The 16,462-nt window shown below is 73.9% G+C and carries 14 protein-coding genes and 1 riboswitch; of the genes, 11 read left to right on the top strand and 3 right to left on the bottom strand.

All coding sequences use genetic code 11. The features are described from left to right. Window positions 1–62 precede the first annotated feature (62 nt). Window positions 63–1,202 (bottom strand): MalY/PatB family protein, encoded by a 1,140-nt coding sequence (locus LIV55_RS01415; protein ID WP_229298956.1) that lies wholly within the window; start codon window positions 1,200–1,202, stop codon window positions 63–65. Between the two features lie 41 nt (window positions 1,203–1,243). Here LIV55_RS01415 and LIV55_RS01410 point away from each other — a divergent pair, with 41 nt between their 5' ends. The 10 genes from LIV55_RS01410 (at window position 1,244) to gcvP (ending at window position 10,142) form a co-directional block, all read left to right on the top strand. After that, entirely contained in the window at window positions 1,244–1,843 is a 600-nt protein-coding gene (locus LIV55_RS01410) for a CDP-alcohol phosphatidyltransferase family protein (RefSeq protein ID WP_068275695.1), read from the top strand. 64 nt (window positions 1,844–1,907) lie between these two features. Continuing rightward, a complete protein-coding gene (locus LIV55_RS01405; RefSeq protein ID WP_068276582.1) occupies window positions 1,908–2,750 on the top strand; it encodes a DUF881 domain-containing protein in 843 nt (280 codons plus the stop codon). Then, on the top strand, window positions 2,747–3,079 hold the full coding sequence (locus tag LIV55_RS01400; RefSeq protein ID WP_068275698.1) for a small basic family protein: 333 nt from the start codon (window positions 2,747–2,749) through the stop codon (window positions 3,077–3,079). The genes LIV55_RS01405 and LIV55_RS01400 overlap by 4 nt, the downstream gene beginning before the upstream one ends. Then, complete coding sequence (locus tag LIV55_RS01395) at window positions 3,076–3,915, top strand: DUF881 domain-containing protein (protein ID WP_083968839.1); 840 nt, start codon at window positions 3,076–3,078, stop codon at window positions 3,913–3,915. The genes LIV55_RS01400 and LIV55_RS01395 overlap by 4 nt, the downstream gene beginning before the upstream one ends. A 93-nt stretch (window positions 3,916–4,008) precedes the next feature. Continuing rightward, window positions 4,009–4,389 carry a glycine cleavage system protein GcvH gene (gene gcvH, locus LIV55_RS01390; protein ID WP_068275701.1) on the top strand — a complete coding sequence of 127 codons (381 nt, stop codon included), beginning with the start codon at window positions 4,009–4,011 and terminating at the stop codon, window positions 4,387–4,389. Window positions 4,390–4,481: 92 nt separating this feature from the next. Further along, complete coding sequence (locus LIV55_RS01385) at window positions 4,482–4,931, top strand: FHA domain-containing protein (protein WP_068275705.1); 450 nt, start codon at window positions 4,482–4,484, stop codon at window positions 4,929–4,931. Then, window positions 4,932–5,639 carry a transcriptional regulator FtsR gene (gene ftsR / locus LIV55_RS01380; protein ID WP_191563687.1) on the top strand — a complete coding sequence of 236 codons (708 nt, stop codon included), beginning with the start codon at window positions 4,932–4,934 and terminating at the stop codon, window positions 5,637–5,639. A 59-nt stretch (window positions 5,640–5,698) separates the two neighbouring features. Continuing rightward, a complete protein-coding gene (locus tag LIV55_RS01375; protein ID WP_083968841.1) occupies window positions 5,699–6,229 on the top strand; it encodes a bifunctional nuclease family protein in 531 nt (176 codons plus the stop codon). Window positions 6,230–6,397: 168 nt separating this feature from the next. Continuing rightward, complete coding sequence (locus LIV55_RS01370) at window positions 6,398–6,979, top strand: MerR family transcriptional regulator (RefSeq protein WP_191563686.1); 582 nt, start codon at window positions 6,398–6,400, stop codon at window positions 6,977–6,979. An 89-nt stretch (window positions 6,980–7,068) separates the two neighbouring features. Beyond that, a riboswitch (glycine riboswitch) is annotated at window positions 7,069–7,162 on the top strand. Between the two features lie 76 nt (window positions 7,163–7,238). Further along, window positions 7,239–10,142: an aminomethyl-transferring glycine dehydrogenase gene (gcvP, locus tag LIV55_RS01365; RefSeq protein WP_229298955.1), complete on the top strand. Its 2,904-nt coding sequence runs from the start codon at window positions 7,239–7,241 to the stop codon at window positions 10,140–10,142. A gap of 294 nt (window positions 10,143–10,436) precedes the next feature. Here the strand turns inward: gcvP and LIV55_RS01360 are convergent, their stop codons facing one another. Both LIV55_RS01360 and LIV55_RS01355 read right to left on the bottom strand, forming a co-directional pair. Beyond that, the gene (locus LIV55_RS01360; RefSeq protein WP_229298954.1) at window positions 10,437–13,604 is read right to left on the bottom strand and encodes an AAA family ATPase; all 3,168 of its coding nucleotides are present in this window, start codon (window positions 13,602–13,604) and stop codon (window positions 10,437–10,439) included. Next, window positions 13,601–14,773, bottom strand: a complete 1,173-nt coding sequence (locus LIV55_RS01355) for an exonuclease SbcCD subunit D (RefSeq protein WP_229298953.1) — start codon at window positions 14,771–14,773, stop codon at window positions 13,601–13,603. The genes LIV55_RS01360 and LIV55_RS01355 overlap by 4 nt, the downstream gene beginning before the upstream one ends. Window positions 14,774–14,948: 175 nt before the next feature. Between LIV55_RS01355 and LIV55_RS01350 the strand changes: the two genes are divergently transcribed. Beyond that, a complete protein-coding gene (locus LIV55_RS01350) occupies window positions 14,949–16,430 on the top strand; it encodes a glutamate-cysteine ligase family protein (RefSeq protein ID WP_123091796.1) in 1,482 nt (493 codons plus the stop codon). Window positions 16,431–16,462: the final 32 nt, after the last annotated feature.

The following is a 16,462-nucleotide window of genomic DNA, read 5'->3' as shown; positions in this document are numbered from 1 at the left end:
ATCCATACGGCTCGGGGCGATGGACCCCGGGCCGTGCTCACGGCCTGCTCACACCACCGGCGTCAGCCCGCGGACGCCGCCCGACCCATCCGCTCGACCGCCTCGACGAGGATCTCTGGCGAGGTGGCGAGGTTGAGCCGCACGTGGTCGGCGCTGTCCTGCCCGAAGTCGCGGCCACGGTTGAGCGCCACCCGGCCCTGCTCGAGGAAGACGCGCGAGGGGTCGGGCCAGCCGAGCGCCGAGCAGTCGAGCCACGCGAGGTAGGTCGCCTCCATCGGGCGCCACGTCACCTGCGGGAGGTGCTGCGCGAGCAGGTCGCCGAGCAGCGTGCGGTTGGCGTCGAGGTCGCCGACGAGCGCGGCGAGCCAGTCCTGGCCGTCGTCGAGGGCGGCGACGTGGGCGAGGACGGCGACGTGGCTGGCCTGATAGCCCGCCGAGGCCGGCAGCCGGCGCAGGACGTCGCGCACGTCCTCGCCGGCGACGAGGACGGCCGCCTTGTACCCGGCGAGGTTCCACCCCTTCGCCGCCGAGGTGACGACAAGGGCGCGGGAGCCGCCCGGTACCGCGAGGACGGAGGTGAAGCCGACGCCCGGCAGCACGAGGGGGGCGTGGATCTCGTCGCTCACGACGTGGCCGTCGTGCTCGGCGGCGAGGGCGAGGAGGGCCTCGAGCTCGGCGGGGGAGTGCACGACGCCCGTCGGGTTGTGGGGGTTCGACAGCAGCACGCTCGAGCCGGGCCCGCCCTCGACGAGCGCGGCGCGGACCGTCTCGAGGTCGAGCCGGCCGTCCGCGTCGAGCGGCGCCTCGACGCGGCGCGCGCCGACGTCGCCGACGACGCTGTGGAAGGGCGGGTAGACCGGGGTGGTGATGACGACGGCGGCGCCGGGCGCGGTGACCGCCCGCAGCGCGTGCGCCACACCGGTCATGACGTCGGCGACGAGCTGCGACGCGCCCGGGTCGACGGCGACCCCGAAGGAGCGGTCGTACCACCGCGCCACCGCCTCGGGGTAGGCCGGGCCCCACGGGTAGCCGTGGTCGCCGGTCTCGGCGACCCGGGCGAGCGCCCGCACGACCGCGGGTGCTGGCATGACGTCCATCTCGGCGACCCACAGCGGCAGCACGTCGGGGTCGTAGGCGCGCCACTTCGCCGAGGTCCGGGCGCGCAGGGTGCGAAGGGGGACGTCGAGGACGGATCGGGCCATGCCTGCACTGTGCCAGCCGGGGCACCGCCTACCCTGGCCAGGTGACGACGGATCCCAGCCCGAGCGCCGCCACCCGCGGCAGCGACGTCTGGACCCTCCCCAACGCCCTGTCGGCGATGCGGCTCGTCGGCGTCCCGATCTTCTTGTGGGCGATCCTCACCCGGCACGACGGCATCGCCCTCGCGACGCTCATGCTCTCGGGGATCACCGACTACCTCGACGGCAAGATCGCGCGGCACTTCGACCTCACGTCTCGCCTCGGCGCCGTCCTCGACCCCGTGGCCGACCGGCTCTACATCTTCACGACGGTGCTCGGTCTGGCCTACCGCGACATCATCCCGTGGTGGCTCGTCGCGATCCTCGTCGGCCGCGACCTCGTCCTCGCACTCGCCGTCATCGGCGTGCGCGACGAGGCCGCCCGTGGCCTGCCGGTGCACTTCGTCGGCAAGGCGGCGACCTTCAACCTCCTCTACGCCTTCCCGCTGCTGCTGCTCGCGGTCGGCGACGGCACGCTCGCGCAGCTCGCCCGGCCGGTGGGCTGGGCCTTCGCGTGGTGGGGCGTCGGCCTCTACCTCGTCTCCGCGGCCGTCTACCTCCTCGAGGTCTGGACGCTCGCGTCGAGGAGGTCCCGTGCCGCCTAGGACCCCCCGCGCCCCGCGCACGCCGCCGCCGGGCCCCGAGGGCTCGCGTCGCCCGGACGCCTCGATGACGCTCATCACCTCGATGCTCGAGCGCCCGCTCGACCCCGGGTACCAGGCCGCGGCGGACGCGCGCGCTGCCGAGGGGCTGCCGCCGAGCACCGGCTGGCGCACCCCGGTCCTCGTCGTCTACCTGCTCATCATCGGTCTCGTCGTCGGCATCGCCGCAGCCGACCTGCGCTCGCGCGAGACGACGCGCACGCAGACCCGCGCCGAGCTCGTCGAGCGCATCCAGGCCCGCCAGGAGGTCGTCGACGAGCGCACCCGCACGGCCCGCGCGCTTCAGGCGGAGGTCGACGCCGCGACCACCTCCGTCGACCCCGACCTCGTCCAGCAGCGCACCGCCCAGGTCGAGCGGCTGCGGGTCGCCGACGGCGGCGTCGCGGTGACCGGCCCCGGGCTGCGCGTCGTCGTCGACGACGCCGAGGGGACCGGTGCCGACGGCGACGGCGACGCCCGCTCGCAGACCTCCGACGACGGCCGGGTGCAGAGTCGCGACCTCCAGGTGCTCGTCAACGCGCTGTGGGCCTCGGGCGCCGAAGCCGTGGCGGTCAACGGCCAGCGCCTCACGAGCCGCTCGGCGATCCGCTTCGCCGGCGACGCGATCCTCGTCAACTTCCGCCCGCTGACCCGGCCGTACACGATCGAGGCCGTCGGCGACCCCCAGGCGATGCAGTCCCGCTTCGCCGCCGGCCCCGGTGGGGCCTATCTCACCGGTCTGCAGCAGAACTTCGGCATCGCCACGAGCAGCGGCACCGTCGACTCGATGACCTTGCCGAGCGTCGTGTCGACGACGCTGCGCAACGCCCGGCCCGCCACCGGCGGGCAGTCCACGAAGGAGACCCCATGATCCCCGCCCTCGGGCTCGTCGCCGGGCTGGTCATCGGGCTGGTGCTGCAGCCCGACGTCCCCCTCGGCCTGCAGCCCTACCTGCCCATCGCCGTCATCGCGGCGCTCGACGCCGTCTTCGGCGCGGTGCGCGCGACCCTCGACGGCATCTTCAACGACAAGGTCTTCGTCGTCTCCTTCCTCTCCAACGTCGTCGTCGCGGCCTTCATCGTCTTCCTCGGCGACCAGCTCGGCGTCGGCTCTCAGCTCTCCACCGGTGTCGTCGTCGTCCTCGGCGTGCGGATCTTCTCCAACGTCGCCTCGATCCGCCGGCACCTCTTCAGCGCATGAGCGAGCGCCCCGGAGACGTCGAGCCCGACGAGCCGCAGGAGCCCGCCGTGGAGGAGGCACCCGTGGAGGAGGCCGCCGCGCAGAAGGCCGCCGAGCCGCAGGAGCAGACCCGCAGCCCGTGGCGTCGCGTCTACCTCATGGCGCGCCCCCGGCCGACCCGGGCCAACCTCTTCGCGCTGCTGCTCGCCGCCCTGCTCGGCTTCGCCATCGCCACCCAGGTCAGCGAGACCCAGGAGCAGGGGCTCGAGGACCTGCGCCAGGACGAGCTCGTGCGGATCCTCGACGACGTCTCGCAGAACGGCGAGCGTCTCGACACCGAGATCGCCGAGCTCGAGTCCAGCCGTGACCAGCTGCGCAGCGAAGGGGGGTCCGTCGAGGCCGTCCGCAGCGCCCAGGAGCGGCTCGACGCCCTGGGCATCCTCGCCGGCACCGTCCCCGCGACCGGCCCGGGCGTCACCGTGACGCTCGACGGCGACGGTGACGCGATCTCGGCGACGGTCCTGCTCGACGCGATGCAGGAGCTGCGCGACGCGGGCGCCGAGGCGATGCAGGTCGACGACGTGCGGCTCGTCGCGGGCAGCTACTTCACCGACGCCGACGGCTCGATCCAGGCCGACGGGCAGACCCTGACCCGCCCGTACACCTTCACCGTCATCGGCGACGCGCAGACGCTCAGCTCGGCGATGGAGATCCCCGGCGGCATCACCGAGTCGGTGCGCGGGCGCGGGGGGCAGGTCACCGTCACCGAGCAGGACGAGGTGTCCGTCGACGCGTTGCACCGTGTCTCGAGCCCTCGTTACGCTCGCCCCGTCCCCGAGCCCTCGGCCTCCCGGTAGGGTCACGGCACGAGCGGCCCGCCGCGTCAGCGCCACCGGACGACGACCAGCCCCGCACACGAGCACGCCCCACCACGAGCACCGAGGAGAGCCATGAGCGAGTACCCCGACGACCTGCGCTACACCACCGACCACGAGTGGGTGCGCGAGACCGCCGAGGGCGTGCGCATCGGCATCACCGGCTACGCCCAGGAGGCCCTCGGCGACGTCGTCTTCGTCAGCCTGCCGACGGTCGGCGACGAGGTGAGCAAGGGCGACTCGTGCGGCGAGGTCGAGTCCACGAAGTCGGTCTCCGACCTCTACGCCCCGCTCACGGGCACCGTGACCGCCGTCAACGAGGCGCTCGAGGGCACCCCCGAGCTCGTCAACTCCGACCCCTACGGCGACGGGTGGATGTACGAGATCACCCTCGGCGACGGCGCCGACACCAGCGAGCTCATGGACGCCGAGGCGTACCAGCAGCAGCTCGGCTGAGCCCCGCACCCCCTTCGCCCGGGCGACCGACCGCACCCGCGGTCGGTCGTCTAGGCTGACCCCACGCAACGAGCAGCCAAGGAGGACTCTCGATGACCGGCTCCGACGAGCAGGTGCCCCAGCACCGTCAGGACCCCGTCACCCAGCAGTTCACGGGTGTCGACGCGGTCGCGCCCGAGGCGCACGACCAGGTCGACCACCTGCTGAGCCGCGAGGAGCAGGCGACGGTCGAGGCGCTGCGCGCCGGCACGGCGCTGCTCATCGTGCTGCGCGGCCCCAACACGGGGGCCCGCTTCCTCCTCGACGACGCCGAGGTCACCTCCGGCCGTGGTCCGAGCAGCGACATCTTCCTCGACGACGTCACCGTCTCGCGCAAGCACGCGGTCTTCAGCCGCGGCGAGCAGGGCTTCTCGGTGCGCGACGTCGGCTCGCTCAACGGCACGTACGTCAACCGCGAGCGGATCGACGACGCGCTGCTGCGCACGGGTGACGAGGTCCAGATCGGCAAGTTCCGGCTCGTCTTCTACGCAGGCACCGCGTAGGTGACGTCCGGCCGCACCGTCGGGATCGGGGCGGTCCTCGCGGCGCTGGGCGAGACCTTCCCCGACATCTCGATCTCGAAGATCCGCTACCTCGAGGCGCAGGGGCTCATCACCCCCCAGCGCACGCCGAAGGGCTCGCGCCGCTACAGCGACGCCGACGTCGAGCGGCTGCGCTTCGTCCTCTCCGCGCAGCGCGACCGCTTCTGGCCGCTCAAGGTGATCCGCGAGCACCTCGACGCGCTCGACCGTGGCCTCGTCGTCGACGAGGCCACCGGGCAGGCCCGGGCCGCGGCGCCGCCGGCGGGGGAGCGCACCGACCCCGACGTCCTCGCGCCGCGCGCCCCCCTTCGCCTCACGGCGTCCGAGCTCGCCGAGGCGGCCGGCATCGACGGGTCGACGCTGCGCGACCTCGTGAGCTACGGCCTCGTGCGCCCGGCCGGGGAGCACCACGGGCAGGACGACCTCGACGTCGCGCGCGCCGCCGCCGTCCTCGTCGCCGCGGGCATCGAGGTGCGTCACCTGCGCCCCTTCCGCACCGCCGCCGAGCGCGAGGTCGGCCTCGTCGAGCACGTGCGCGCCCAGCGCTCGGTGCACGGGCGCGGTCCGGTCGAGCCGGACCCCGGCGCACAGGCGCGGACCGTCGCGGCCGCGTGCCTCGACCTGCACACGGCGCTCGTCCGCGCGCAGCTGCAGCACCTCGACGACTGATCGAGGTCACCCCGTCGCCCACCCCGCGCGGTCACAGGTCGGCGGACTACGGTGGTCTCGTGATTGCACTCGATGTCCTCGGCGTCAGGGTCGAGATGCCGACCTCCCAGCCCATCGTCCTGCTCCGCGAGCGCGACGGCTCGCGCTACCTGCCGATCTGGATCGGCGCCGCCGAGGCGACGTCGATCGCCTACGCGCAGGAGGGCGTCGAGCCCCCGCGCCCGCTGACGCACGACCTGCTCGTCGACGTCGTCGAGGCGGTCGGGCGCCGGATCACCTCCGTCGAGATCGTCACCCTCGACGAGGGGGTCTTCTACGCCAACCTCGTCCTCGACGACGGCACCCGGGTCGACTCGCGCTCCTCCGACGCGATCGCCGTCGCGCTGCGCTGCGGCGCCGACGTCCTCGCGACCGAAGAGCTCGTCGCCCAGGCCGGGGTCGAGTCCTCGGAGGAGGAGGACGAGGTCGAGCGCTTCAAGGAGTTCCTCGAGGACATCAGCCCCGAGGACTTCGAGACGCCCGCCGGCGAGGGCGAGGGCGACGGGGGAGCCGACGCCGGGCCTGGCGCCGGTCCCGAGCCCGGGCGCTGAGGCCCGCGGCGGTCATCGCCGACACCGTTTCGTGACCGACACGCCCGGGTGCGGGGACGGCTCGGTCGTTGACCCCCTCCCGGGCCCGCCGTACCGTGGAGGAGTCGCACCACAGCGGTGTGATTCCCTCGGCGGGCCCGCAGGGGCCCGTCACGCGCAGGAGGCACGGTGGACACCACGTCCCAGGACGACAAGCCGCAGCCCTCCGTGCGCGCGCAGGGCGTCCTCTTCGATGACGACCTGCCGGACCTCAGCGAGGACATCGGCTACCGCGGTCCGGCTGCGTGCAAGGCCGCCGGCATCACCTACCGCCAGCTCGACTACTGGGCCCGCACCGGGCTCGTCGAGCCCTCCGTGCGCGGGGCGCACGGCTCGGGCAGCCAGCGGCTCTACGGCTTCCGCGACATCCTCGTGCTCAAGGTCGTCAAGCGCCTGCTCGACACCGGTGTCTCGCTCCAGCAGATCCGGGTCGCCATCCAGCACCTGCGCGAGCGCGGGGTCGAGGACCTCGCTCAGATCACCCTCATGAGCGACGGGGCGAGCGTGTACGAGTGCACCTCCGCCGACGAGGTCATCGACCTCGTCCAGGGCGGTCAGGGCGTCTTCGGCATCGCCGTCGGCCGGGTGTGGCGCGAGGTCGAGGGCTCGCTCATGGAGCTGCCCTCCGAGCGCTACGACGACGTGACCGGCGAGCTCGCCGAGGTCGCCGGTGACGAGCTCGGCGCGCGCCGCCGCGCGAAGCTCGCCTGACCGGCTCGCCCGTGACCCGGGCCGGGAGCCCGCCCGTCCGCGGGGGATCTCCTGCCTCGTCGCACCGCTGGTAGTCTGCGAGGCGCTGCTCACCCCGCGGGGGAGAGTCCCCGTCCACGTCGACGGGGCGCCGAAGGGGCAAACTCCCCGGAACCTCTCAGGCGCCAGGACCCCGCGGATCAGGCACCTCTGGAAGCGCCGTTGCGCGTGACAGATGGGGAGGCTGACCTGCCGTGCCTGACCACCGAGGGAGCCTTCGATGAGCGCACCGTCCCTGCCCGATTTCGCCGCCCGTCACATCGGACCGCGTGAGAGCGACGTCGCGGAGATGCTCTCCGTCGTCGGTCGCCCGAGTCTCGACGCCCTGTGCGACGCCGCTGTGCCGGGGGCCATCCGGATGACCGGTGCCCTCGACGTCGAGGCCGCGACGAGCGAGCTCGCCGTCCTCGAGGAGCTGCGCGAGCTCGCCGGGCGCAACCAGGTCCTCACCTCGATGATCGGCCTGGGCTACTACGGCACGATCACCCCGCCGGTCATCCAGCGCAACGTCCTCGAGAGCCCGGCCTGGTACACGGCGTACACGCCCTACCAGCCCGAGATCTCGCAGGGTCGGCTCGAGGCGCTGCTCAACTTCCAGACGATGGTGAGCGACCTCACCGCCCTCAGCGTCTCCGGCGCGTCGTTGCTCGACGAGGCCACGGCGGCCGCCGAGGCGATGACGCTCATGCGTCGCACGAGCAAGGCTCCCGACGGGGCCGTCGTCGTCCTCGACGAGGCGCTCTTCCCCCAGACCCGCGCGGTCATCGAGACCCGCGCCCGGCCGCTCGGGATCGCCGTCGCCGTCGCCGACCTCACCCAGGTGAGCACCGCGCAGGAGCTGCGCGCCGCCGCGGGCGACCGCGACGTCTTCGGCGTCGTCGTCCAGTACCCCGCGGCCGACGGACTCATCCACGACTGGAGCGCCCTGGCCACGGCCGCGCACGACGCCGGCGCCCTCGTCACCGCTGCCGCCGACCTGCTCGCCCTCACCTTGCTCACGCCTCCGGGGGAGTGGGGCGCCGATGTCGCCGTCGGCACCACGCAGCGCTTCGGCGTCCCCATGGCCTTCGGCGGCCCGCACGCCGGCTACATGGCGGTGCGCACCGGTCTCGAGCGCTCGCTGCCGGGTCGTCTCGTCGGCGTCTCCGTCGACTCCGCCGGCGCCCAGGCCTACCGCCTGGCCCTGCAGACCCGCGAGCAGCACATCCGCCGCGACCGCGCGACGAGCAACATCTGCACCGCGCAGGTGCTCCTGGCCGTCATGGCCTCGATGTACGCCGTCTACCACGGTCCCGACGGGCTGCGCCGGATCGCCGGACGTGTCCACGCGACCGCCCGTGACCTCGCCGAGCAGCTCGCCGCGCGCGGTGCCGAGGTCGCGGAGGGTCACTGGTTCGACACCCTGCGCGTCAGCGTGCCGGGTCGCGCCGACGACGTCGTCGCCGCCGCCGTCGAGGCCGGGGTCAACATCTGGCGTCACGACGCCGACACCGTCCTCGTGAGCGTCGACGAGACGACCGACCCGGGCGAGGTCGCCGCCGTCGCGTCCGCCTTCGGGCCGGGCTCGACCGACGGCCAGGAGGGTGTCGTCGACAGCTCGACGACCGCGCCGGCCGAGCCGAGCTGGCCCGAGGCGCTCGTGCGCACGAGCGAGTACCTCACCCACCCGGTCTTCCACGCCCACCGCAGCGAGACCGCGATGCTGCGCTACCTGCGCCGGCTCAGCGACCGCGACTTCGCGCTCGACCGCGGCATGATCCCGCTGGGCTCGTGCACGATGAAGCTCAACGCGACGACCGAGATGGCCGCGATCACCTGGCCCGAGTTCGCCGGGCTGCACCCCTTCGCCCCGGACGACCAGACCGAGGGCATCCGTGACCTGGTCGCCCAGCTGAGCGACTGGCTGTGCGAGATCACCGGCTACGACGCCGTCTCGCTGCAGCCCAACGCCGGCTCGCAGGGCGAGCTCGCCGGTCTGCTCGCCATCCGCGGGTACCACGACGCGCGCGGTGACCACGAGCGCACGATCTGCCTCATCCCCTCGAGCGCGCACGGCACGAACGCCGCCTCCGCGGTCATGGCGGGCATGAAGGTCGTCGTCGTCAAGACCGACAGCATCACCGGCAACGTCGACATGGACGACCTCAAGCACAAGATCGTCGAGCACGAGGAGCGTCTCGCCGCGATCATGGTCACCTACCCCTCGACTCACGGGGTGTACGAGGACACGATCAGCGACCTGTGCGCGATGGTCCACGGCGCGGGTGGTCAGGTCTACGTCGACGGCGCGAATCTCAACGCGCTCGTCGGGCTGGCCCAGCCGGGCCGTTTCGGCGCCGACGTCAGCCACCTCAACCTCCACAAGACCTTCTGCATCCCTCACGGCGGCGGTGGTCCCGGTGTCGGCCCGGTGTCGGTGCGCGAGCACCTCGCCCCGCACCTGCCCAACCACCCGCTCGCTCCGGCGGCGGGCCCCGAGTCGGGTGTCGGCCCGGTGAGCGCCGCGCCGTACGGCTCGGCGGGCATCCTGCCGATCTCGTGGGCGTACGTGCGGCTCATGGGCGGTGCGGGTCTGGCCCGGGCCACCCAGGTCGCCGTGCTCAACGCCAACTACGTCGCCGCGCGGCTGCGCGACCACTACCCGGTGCTCTACTCCGGGCACGACGGGATCGTCGCGCACGAGTGCATCCTCGACCTGCGCCAGCTGACGAAGGACACCGGTGTCAGCGTCGACGACGTCGCCAAGCGGCTCATCGACTACGGCTTCCACGCCCCGACGATGTCCTTCCCCGTCGCCGGAACGCTCATGGTCGAGCCGACCGAGAGCGAGGACAAGGGCGAGATCGACCGCTTCTGCGACGCGATGATCGCCATCCGCCGCGAGATCGACGAGGCGGTCGCCGGTGACGGCGTCGAGTCCAGCGTGCTGCGCCACGCCCCGCACACGTCCGCGACGCTCGTCGGCGAGTGGGACCGCTCCTACGACCGCGCCTCCGCCGTCTTCCCGGGCGACGTCGAGTCGGCCGACAAGTACTGGCCCCCGGTCGGTCGCATCGACGGCGCCTACGGCGACCGCAACCTCGTGTGCTCCTGCCCCTCGCCCGAGGAGCTCGCCGCCCTCTAGCCCCTTCGTCTCACCTGCCCCGAGTTTCTCGGGTCACCCGATAAACCCCGGCTTCGCATGAGCAAGAAACTCGTGCGGAGCCGGGGTTTGTCTTGCTGAGCGGTCGTCGTGAGCCTGCGGGGTCCGGCGAAGGGGGACCAGGGCGAAGGGGCAGCAGGCGCGCTCAGCGGGGCGTTCGGCTCGTCCTGGGTCGAGACGGGCGAAGGGGGAGCCTCGGTACCGGGAGGGGTGGTCGCCTGCACTCCGACCGCTGCAGCCCCCGTCTCGTCGTGCCCGTGGCCGGCGGTGCGCAGATCAGGCCGCGTCGGCGTCCTCGACGACGGAGACGCTCGACCCGTCGACCCGGCGGGTGACGGTGAGCTGGGTGGGGATGCGGTGGCGCATGTCCGCGACGTGCGAGATGACACCGACGGCCCGGCCCCCGGCGCGCAGCTCGTCGAGGACGGCCATGACCTCCTCGAGCGCGTCGTCGTCGAGCGAGCCGAAGCCCTCGTCGACGAAGAGCGTCTCGAGCTCGCTGCCACCGGACTCCTCGCGCACGGCGTCGGCGGTGCCGAGCGCCAGGGCGAGGGACACCATGAAGGTCTCGCCCCCGGACAGGGTCGTCGCCGCGCGCGTCTCGCCGCTCCACCGGTCGTGGACGAGGAGACCGAGGCCGCCGCGCCGACGGCGGTCGCCGCCACGCCCGTGGTCGACGGCGAGCTCGTAGCGGCCGGTGACCATCGCGTCGAGGCGTTCGTTGGCGATGGAGACGATGCGCTCGAGGCGGGCGGCCAGGACGTACGTCGTCAGCGAGACGCCGTCGGGGTTGTGCGGGCCGCGACCGGAGGTCAGGTCGGCGACGCTCGTCACGAGGTCGCGCCGGGAGGCCAGGTCGCCCGATGTCTGCGCGAGGGCGCGCGCACGTCGGGCTGCGGAGCGCAGCGCGCCGACCACCTGGGAGAGCTCGGCGGTGCGGTGCGTCGCCTCGGTCCACCGGGACCGGGCGTGCTGGGCCTGCTCGTCGACGGCCTCGACGTCGGGCCGGGCAGAGGCGAGGGCGGCCACGACTTCGGGCTCGTCGAGGACGGCGCGGGCCGCGGCGAGACGGGAGGCGTAGGAGGCGACGGCCCGCTCGAGCCCCGCCACCTGCTCCGCCTGGAGGAGATGGCTGTGAGCCTCGTCGACGTCCGTCAGGCCCTCGGCCTCGAGCGCTCTCGCGAGCTCCGCGGCCGCGCTGTCGTGACGCCCCGTCGCGGCGTCGTGCGCGTCGAGTGCCGACAGCAGGCGCTCGCCCGCCCGCAGGTGGCGCTCGTGCTCCTGCGCGACCTGGACGGCCGCGCGGACCGTGGTCTCGACCCGATGGACGAGCAGGTCGTCCAGGACGAGGTCACCGGCTCGCTCGGCGGCGGCGTCCACCCCGCTCGAGGAGCCCGCCGGCGACACCGCACCGCACGGGCACCCCGCGGCATGGGCCGCGAGCGAGGAGACGACGTCGTCGTGAGAGGCGACGAGGGCGGCCAGTCCGGTGTCATGACGGGTGGTCGCGGCGGTGAGGGCCTGCACGAGACGGTCCTCCTCGCCCGCGAGACGCTCCAGGCGCGTGACGAGGCCGGTGACGGCACGGCCCAGCCGCTCGGCCTCGCGGGCATGCTCGGAGCACGCCCGGGCGGCCGGCTCGGTCTGCTCGAGATCGACGGCGATCTTGTCGGCCTCGCGCACCTCCTCACCGAGCGTGGCGACGAGTGCCGCGACCTCGACCTCGACCTCGGTCTGGCGTCCCTGCGCCTCGGCGAGGGCGTCGGCGGCCAGCGTGCTCGCGGTGAGCGCGCGCTCGACGGCGACCGGCTCGACGAGCTCTCCGGTCGCGGCCGGGGCGGGGTGGGCCGTCGAGCCGCAGACGGCGCACGGCGCGTCCTCGACGAGCGCGGCGGCGAGCTCGCCCGCCATGCCGTCGAGCCGGGCCTGGAAGAGGTCGAGGTAGCGCTGCCGGGCGTCCTGCGCCCGGTCGCGCGCGTCGCGGACCACGTCCGCCGCGGCAGGCAGCGCACGCCCCCGCACGTCGTCGAGGCGCCGCCGCACGTCGAGCGCGCGACGCAGCCGAGCCGCCCGGGTGGTGATGGTCTCGAGCTCGGCGGCAGCCGCAGCGGCCGCGTCCCGGGACTGCTGGGCCGCCTCGAGCTCGGCGTGCAGCGCGTCTCGTGCCGGGGCGACCGCCGCCAGGTCGGCGGCAGCACGCTCCCGCTCGTCGACCAGCCCCGGCTGACGGTCCAGCCGTCCGACGAGCGACCGGGCCTCGTGCTGGGCGCTCGCGACGTCGGCCGAGGCGCCGGCGACGTCAGCGACCCAGCGCTCGAGATCGCCGCGGGCCGCCGGGGCGAGCGGTGGAAGCGCCGCGCGTGCGGTGCTGGTCTGCTCGTGCGCCCGGCGCAGGTCTTCCTGAGCCCGGGTCAGCGCCGGGAGGGCCCCGAGAGCGCGACGGGCCGCCGCGGAGCGCGCGAGCGACCGGGACGCGGCGTCGTGCTCGTCGGCGCGGGCGAGCAGCTCGTCGCGGGTCACGGCGGCCTGGGTCCCGCGGTCGTGGCTGGCGGCCTGCTGGTGGGCCAGGCGGGCCTGGTGCTCGTGCTGCCGCAGCGCGGCCTCGGCGAGCTCGACCGCTGCCGCGGACTCGACGTGCTCGCCCTCGGCGGCCTGCTGCGTGCGGGCGAGGAGGTCGGCGAGCCCCGCGGCGTCGAGCTGCGAGAGCGTCCCGTCGGCGGCCGCGGCGCCGGCGGGCTCGGGGTGGTCGGCCGGGGCCCCCACGGCCGGCTCGTCGCCGTCACCGGGCCCGCTCGCGAGCAGGGGGACGGCCTCCTCGCGCAGCCGGTCGAGGTCGCGAGCCGCGTCGCGGTCGACCTGCTCGACGCGGCGCCGCTCCTCGAGGAGCCAGTCCTGCACGCCGGCGTAGGTCTCGACGTCGAAGAGCCGCCGCAGCAGGTCGCCGCGGTCGTCGCTGCTCGCGTGGAGGAAGGAGGCGAAGTCGCCCTGGGGGAGCACGACGACGCGGTGGAACTGCTCGCGGGTCATCCCGAGCGCGTCCTCCATGACGCGGCCGGCCTCGTCGAGGCGCTGCGTGAGCGTCGTCCACCGCCCGCCGAGGTGCTCGTCGAGGACGATCGCGGCCTGGACCGGCGTCTTGCGGCCCGGCCGCTCGAAGGCGGGCCGCCGGGTGATCCGCAGCCGTCGCCTGGAGAGGGTGACCTCGAGGACGACCTCGGGCGGGGTGCTCGGGTCGGCGTGCTGGCTGTGCAGGGCCTTCGCCCCGCGCACCCCCGGCAGCTGACCGAAGAGCGCGAAGGAGATGGCGTCGAGCAGGCTCGTCTTGCCCGACCCGGTCGGCCCGGTGATGAGGAAGAGCCCGGTCTGGCCGAGCGCGTCGAAGTCGACGACCTGCCGTGACGCGAAGGGGCCGAAGGCCTCGACCTCGAGACGGTGCAGCCTCACGCGACGCCCCGCTCACGGGTCGTCGCGCTGCCCTCGTCGTCGTGCGCCCGCTGCACGGCCTCGACGGCCTCGCGCAGGAGCGTGCGCTCGTCGTCACCGACGGTGCCGCCGGGACGCACGTCCGCGACGAAGTCGGTGCACACCTCGACCGCGGCCCGACCGGCCACCTGGCTGGGGCGCCGGTGCTCGCGCACGACGCCGCCCCGGGGGTCGAGGACGAGCGAGAGGGTGTGCGGGAAGCGGGTGCGCAGCTGCTCCATCGCCCGTCGCGGGGCGAGGGTGTCGGTGAGGGTGGCCTGCACCCACGCGTCCCGCGCGTCCTCGAGCGTCGGGTCGGCGAGGAGGTCCTCGAGGTCGCCGCGCAGGGTGGCCAGGCGTCGGGTCACCGGGGCCGCGACCCGCTCGACGTGCGCCGTGCCGGTCTCGTCGACCTCGACGAGCAGCGAGCACTTCGTGTGCCCCGCCTCGGAGAAGGACATGGCGACGGGAGACCCGCTGTACCAGGCCCGCTCGCCGACCTGCTGCGCCCCATGGAGGTGGCCGAGGGCGACGTAGGAGACCCCGTCGAAGACCGAGGTCGGCACGGCCGAGACACCGCCGCAGGCGATGTCTCGCTCGGAGTCGCTGCTCGCCCCGCCCACGGCGAAGCAGTGCGCGGCGACGACGGTGCGCGGTCCTCGGGTCGCCGCGTCCGCGCGCACCCGGTCCATCGCGGCGGAGATGACGGCGGCGTGGCTGCGGGTGCTCACCTCGAGGGCGTCGGTGACGCTCACCGATGCGGGGTCGAGGTAGGGCAGCGCGTAGATCGCGCCGTCGCCGACGAGCACCGGCCGGGCGAGGTCGTCGACGCTCGTGCGGATGTGGACCCCGGCGTGCTCGAGCAGCCCGGACCCGAAGCCCAGCCGGCGTGCCGAGTCGTGGTTGCCGGGGGAGAGGACCACCTGGGTCCCCACCGCCTGCAGCCGGTGGAGCACGTCGGAGAGCAGCTCGACCGCGTCGGGGGCGGGGATGGCCCGGTCGTAGACGTCGCCGGCGACGACGACCGCGTCGACGCGCTCGGAGCGGGCCGTCTCGACGAGGTGGTCGAGGTAGGCGGCCTGCGCGTCGAGCAGCCGGACGCCGTGGAAGGCGCGTCCGAGGTGCCAGTCGGAGGTGTGGATCAGCCGCATGGCACGACCGTACGAGCCCGCGCCGACAACGCCCCGGACCTCGTGGGGCGTGCCGCCGCCGACCTGGCACGAGCGGCCCCGACCGACCCCCGCGCTCGCCCGTCGTGGCGCGGGTCTGACGTCTAGCCTGGGCACCCAGGTCGCGACCGCGGCGGACCGACCCCAGGAGGCCGGAGTGGGCAAGGAAGTATCGGCGCAGAGCTACTCGCGAGAGGAGCGTCAGCGCTACCGGGAGAAGGTCCACCAGGACCTCGACGTCTTCGAGCGGATGCTCGCGCAGTCGAGCTTCGAGGCCGAGCGGCCCCTCACCGGGCTCGAGATCGAGCTCAACCTCCTCGACGAGGCGGCCGATCCCGCCTTCGCCAACGCCGAGGTCCTCGCCGCCATCGACGACCCCGGCTACCAGACCGAGCTCGCTCAGTACAACATCGAGCTCAACGTCGCCCCCCGCCCGCTGCCCGGCGACGCCGCCCTCGCCCTCGAGCAGGACCTGCGCGCCTCTCTCGACGCCGCCGACGAGCGCGCGCGGGCGGTCGGCGCGCGCATCGTGCCCATCGGGATCCTGCCGACGATCCGCCCGGAGCACTTCCAGGGCGAGTGGATCAGCCGCAACAACCGCTACACCGCGCTCAACGACTCGATCTTCGAGGCGCGCGGCGAGGACATCGTCATCGACATCGAGGGGCCGACGGGGGAGCGGCTGGAGACCTTCGCCGACTCCATCGCACCCGAGTCGGCGTGCACCTCGGTCCAGCTGCACCTCCAGGTGAGCCCCTCCGACTTCGCCGACCACTGGAACGCCGCGCAGGCGGTGAGCGCCCCCCAGGTCGCGCTCGCCGCGAACTCGCCCTTCTTCTTCGGCCGCCGGCTGCACGCGGAGACCCGCATCGAGCTCTTCGCGCAGGCCACGGACACGCGCCCCATCGAGCTGAAGAACCAGGGTGTTCGCCCGCGCGTCTTCTTCGGCGAGCGCTGGATCACCTCGATCTTCGACCTCTTCGAGGAGAACGTGCGCTACTTCCCGGCGCTGCTCGCGGAGTCGACCGACGAGGACCCCGTGGCCGTCCTCGAGGAGCACGGCACCCCCGCCCTCACCGAGCTCAACCTCCACAACGGCACCGTCTACCGGTGGAACCGCCCGATCTACGACATCGCCGACGGCAAGCCCCACGTGCGGGTCGAGAACCGCGTCCTGCCCGCGGGCCCGACGATCGTCGACGTCATGGCCAACGCCGCCTTCTACTACGGGCTCGTGCGCACGCTGGCCACCGAGGAGCGTCCCGTGTGGACCCGGCTGTCCTTCGCGGCGGCGCGGGCCAACTTCGAGGCCGCGGCGCGCGGCGGCATGGACGCCCGGCTCTACTGGCCGGGCCAGGGGGAGGTCGGGGTCGACGAGCTCACCCTGCGCCACCTGCTGCCGGTCGCGGCCCGTGGGCTCGAGGACTGGGGCGTCTCACCGGCCGTGAGCGACCGCTACCTCTCCGTCATCGAGGGACGCTGCACGACGGGCCAGAACGGCGCCGTGTGGCAGACCGAGGCGGTCCGCCGGCTCGAGGAGCGCGGGGCCGACCGGGCGAGCGCCCTGTCGCAGATGCTCGAGCTGTACGTCGAGCACATGCACACCAACGAGCCGGTGCACACCTGGCCGCTGCCGTAGCGGCCCCGCCGCTGGTGGTGAGACCCACGACC

It is taken from the genome of Janibacter melonis (assembly GCF_020567375.1).
Taxonomy (GTDB): domain Bacteria; phylum Actinomycetota; class Actinomycetes; order Actinomycetales; family Dermatophilaceae; genus Marihabitans; species Marihabitans melonis.
This window is presented reverse-complemented; position numbering and strand designations above follow the sequence as displayed.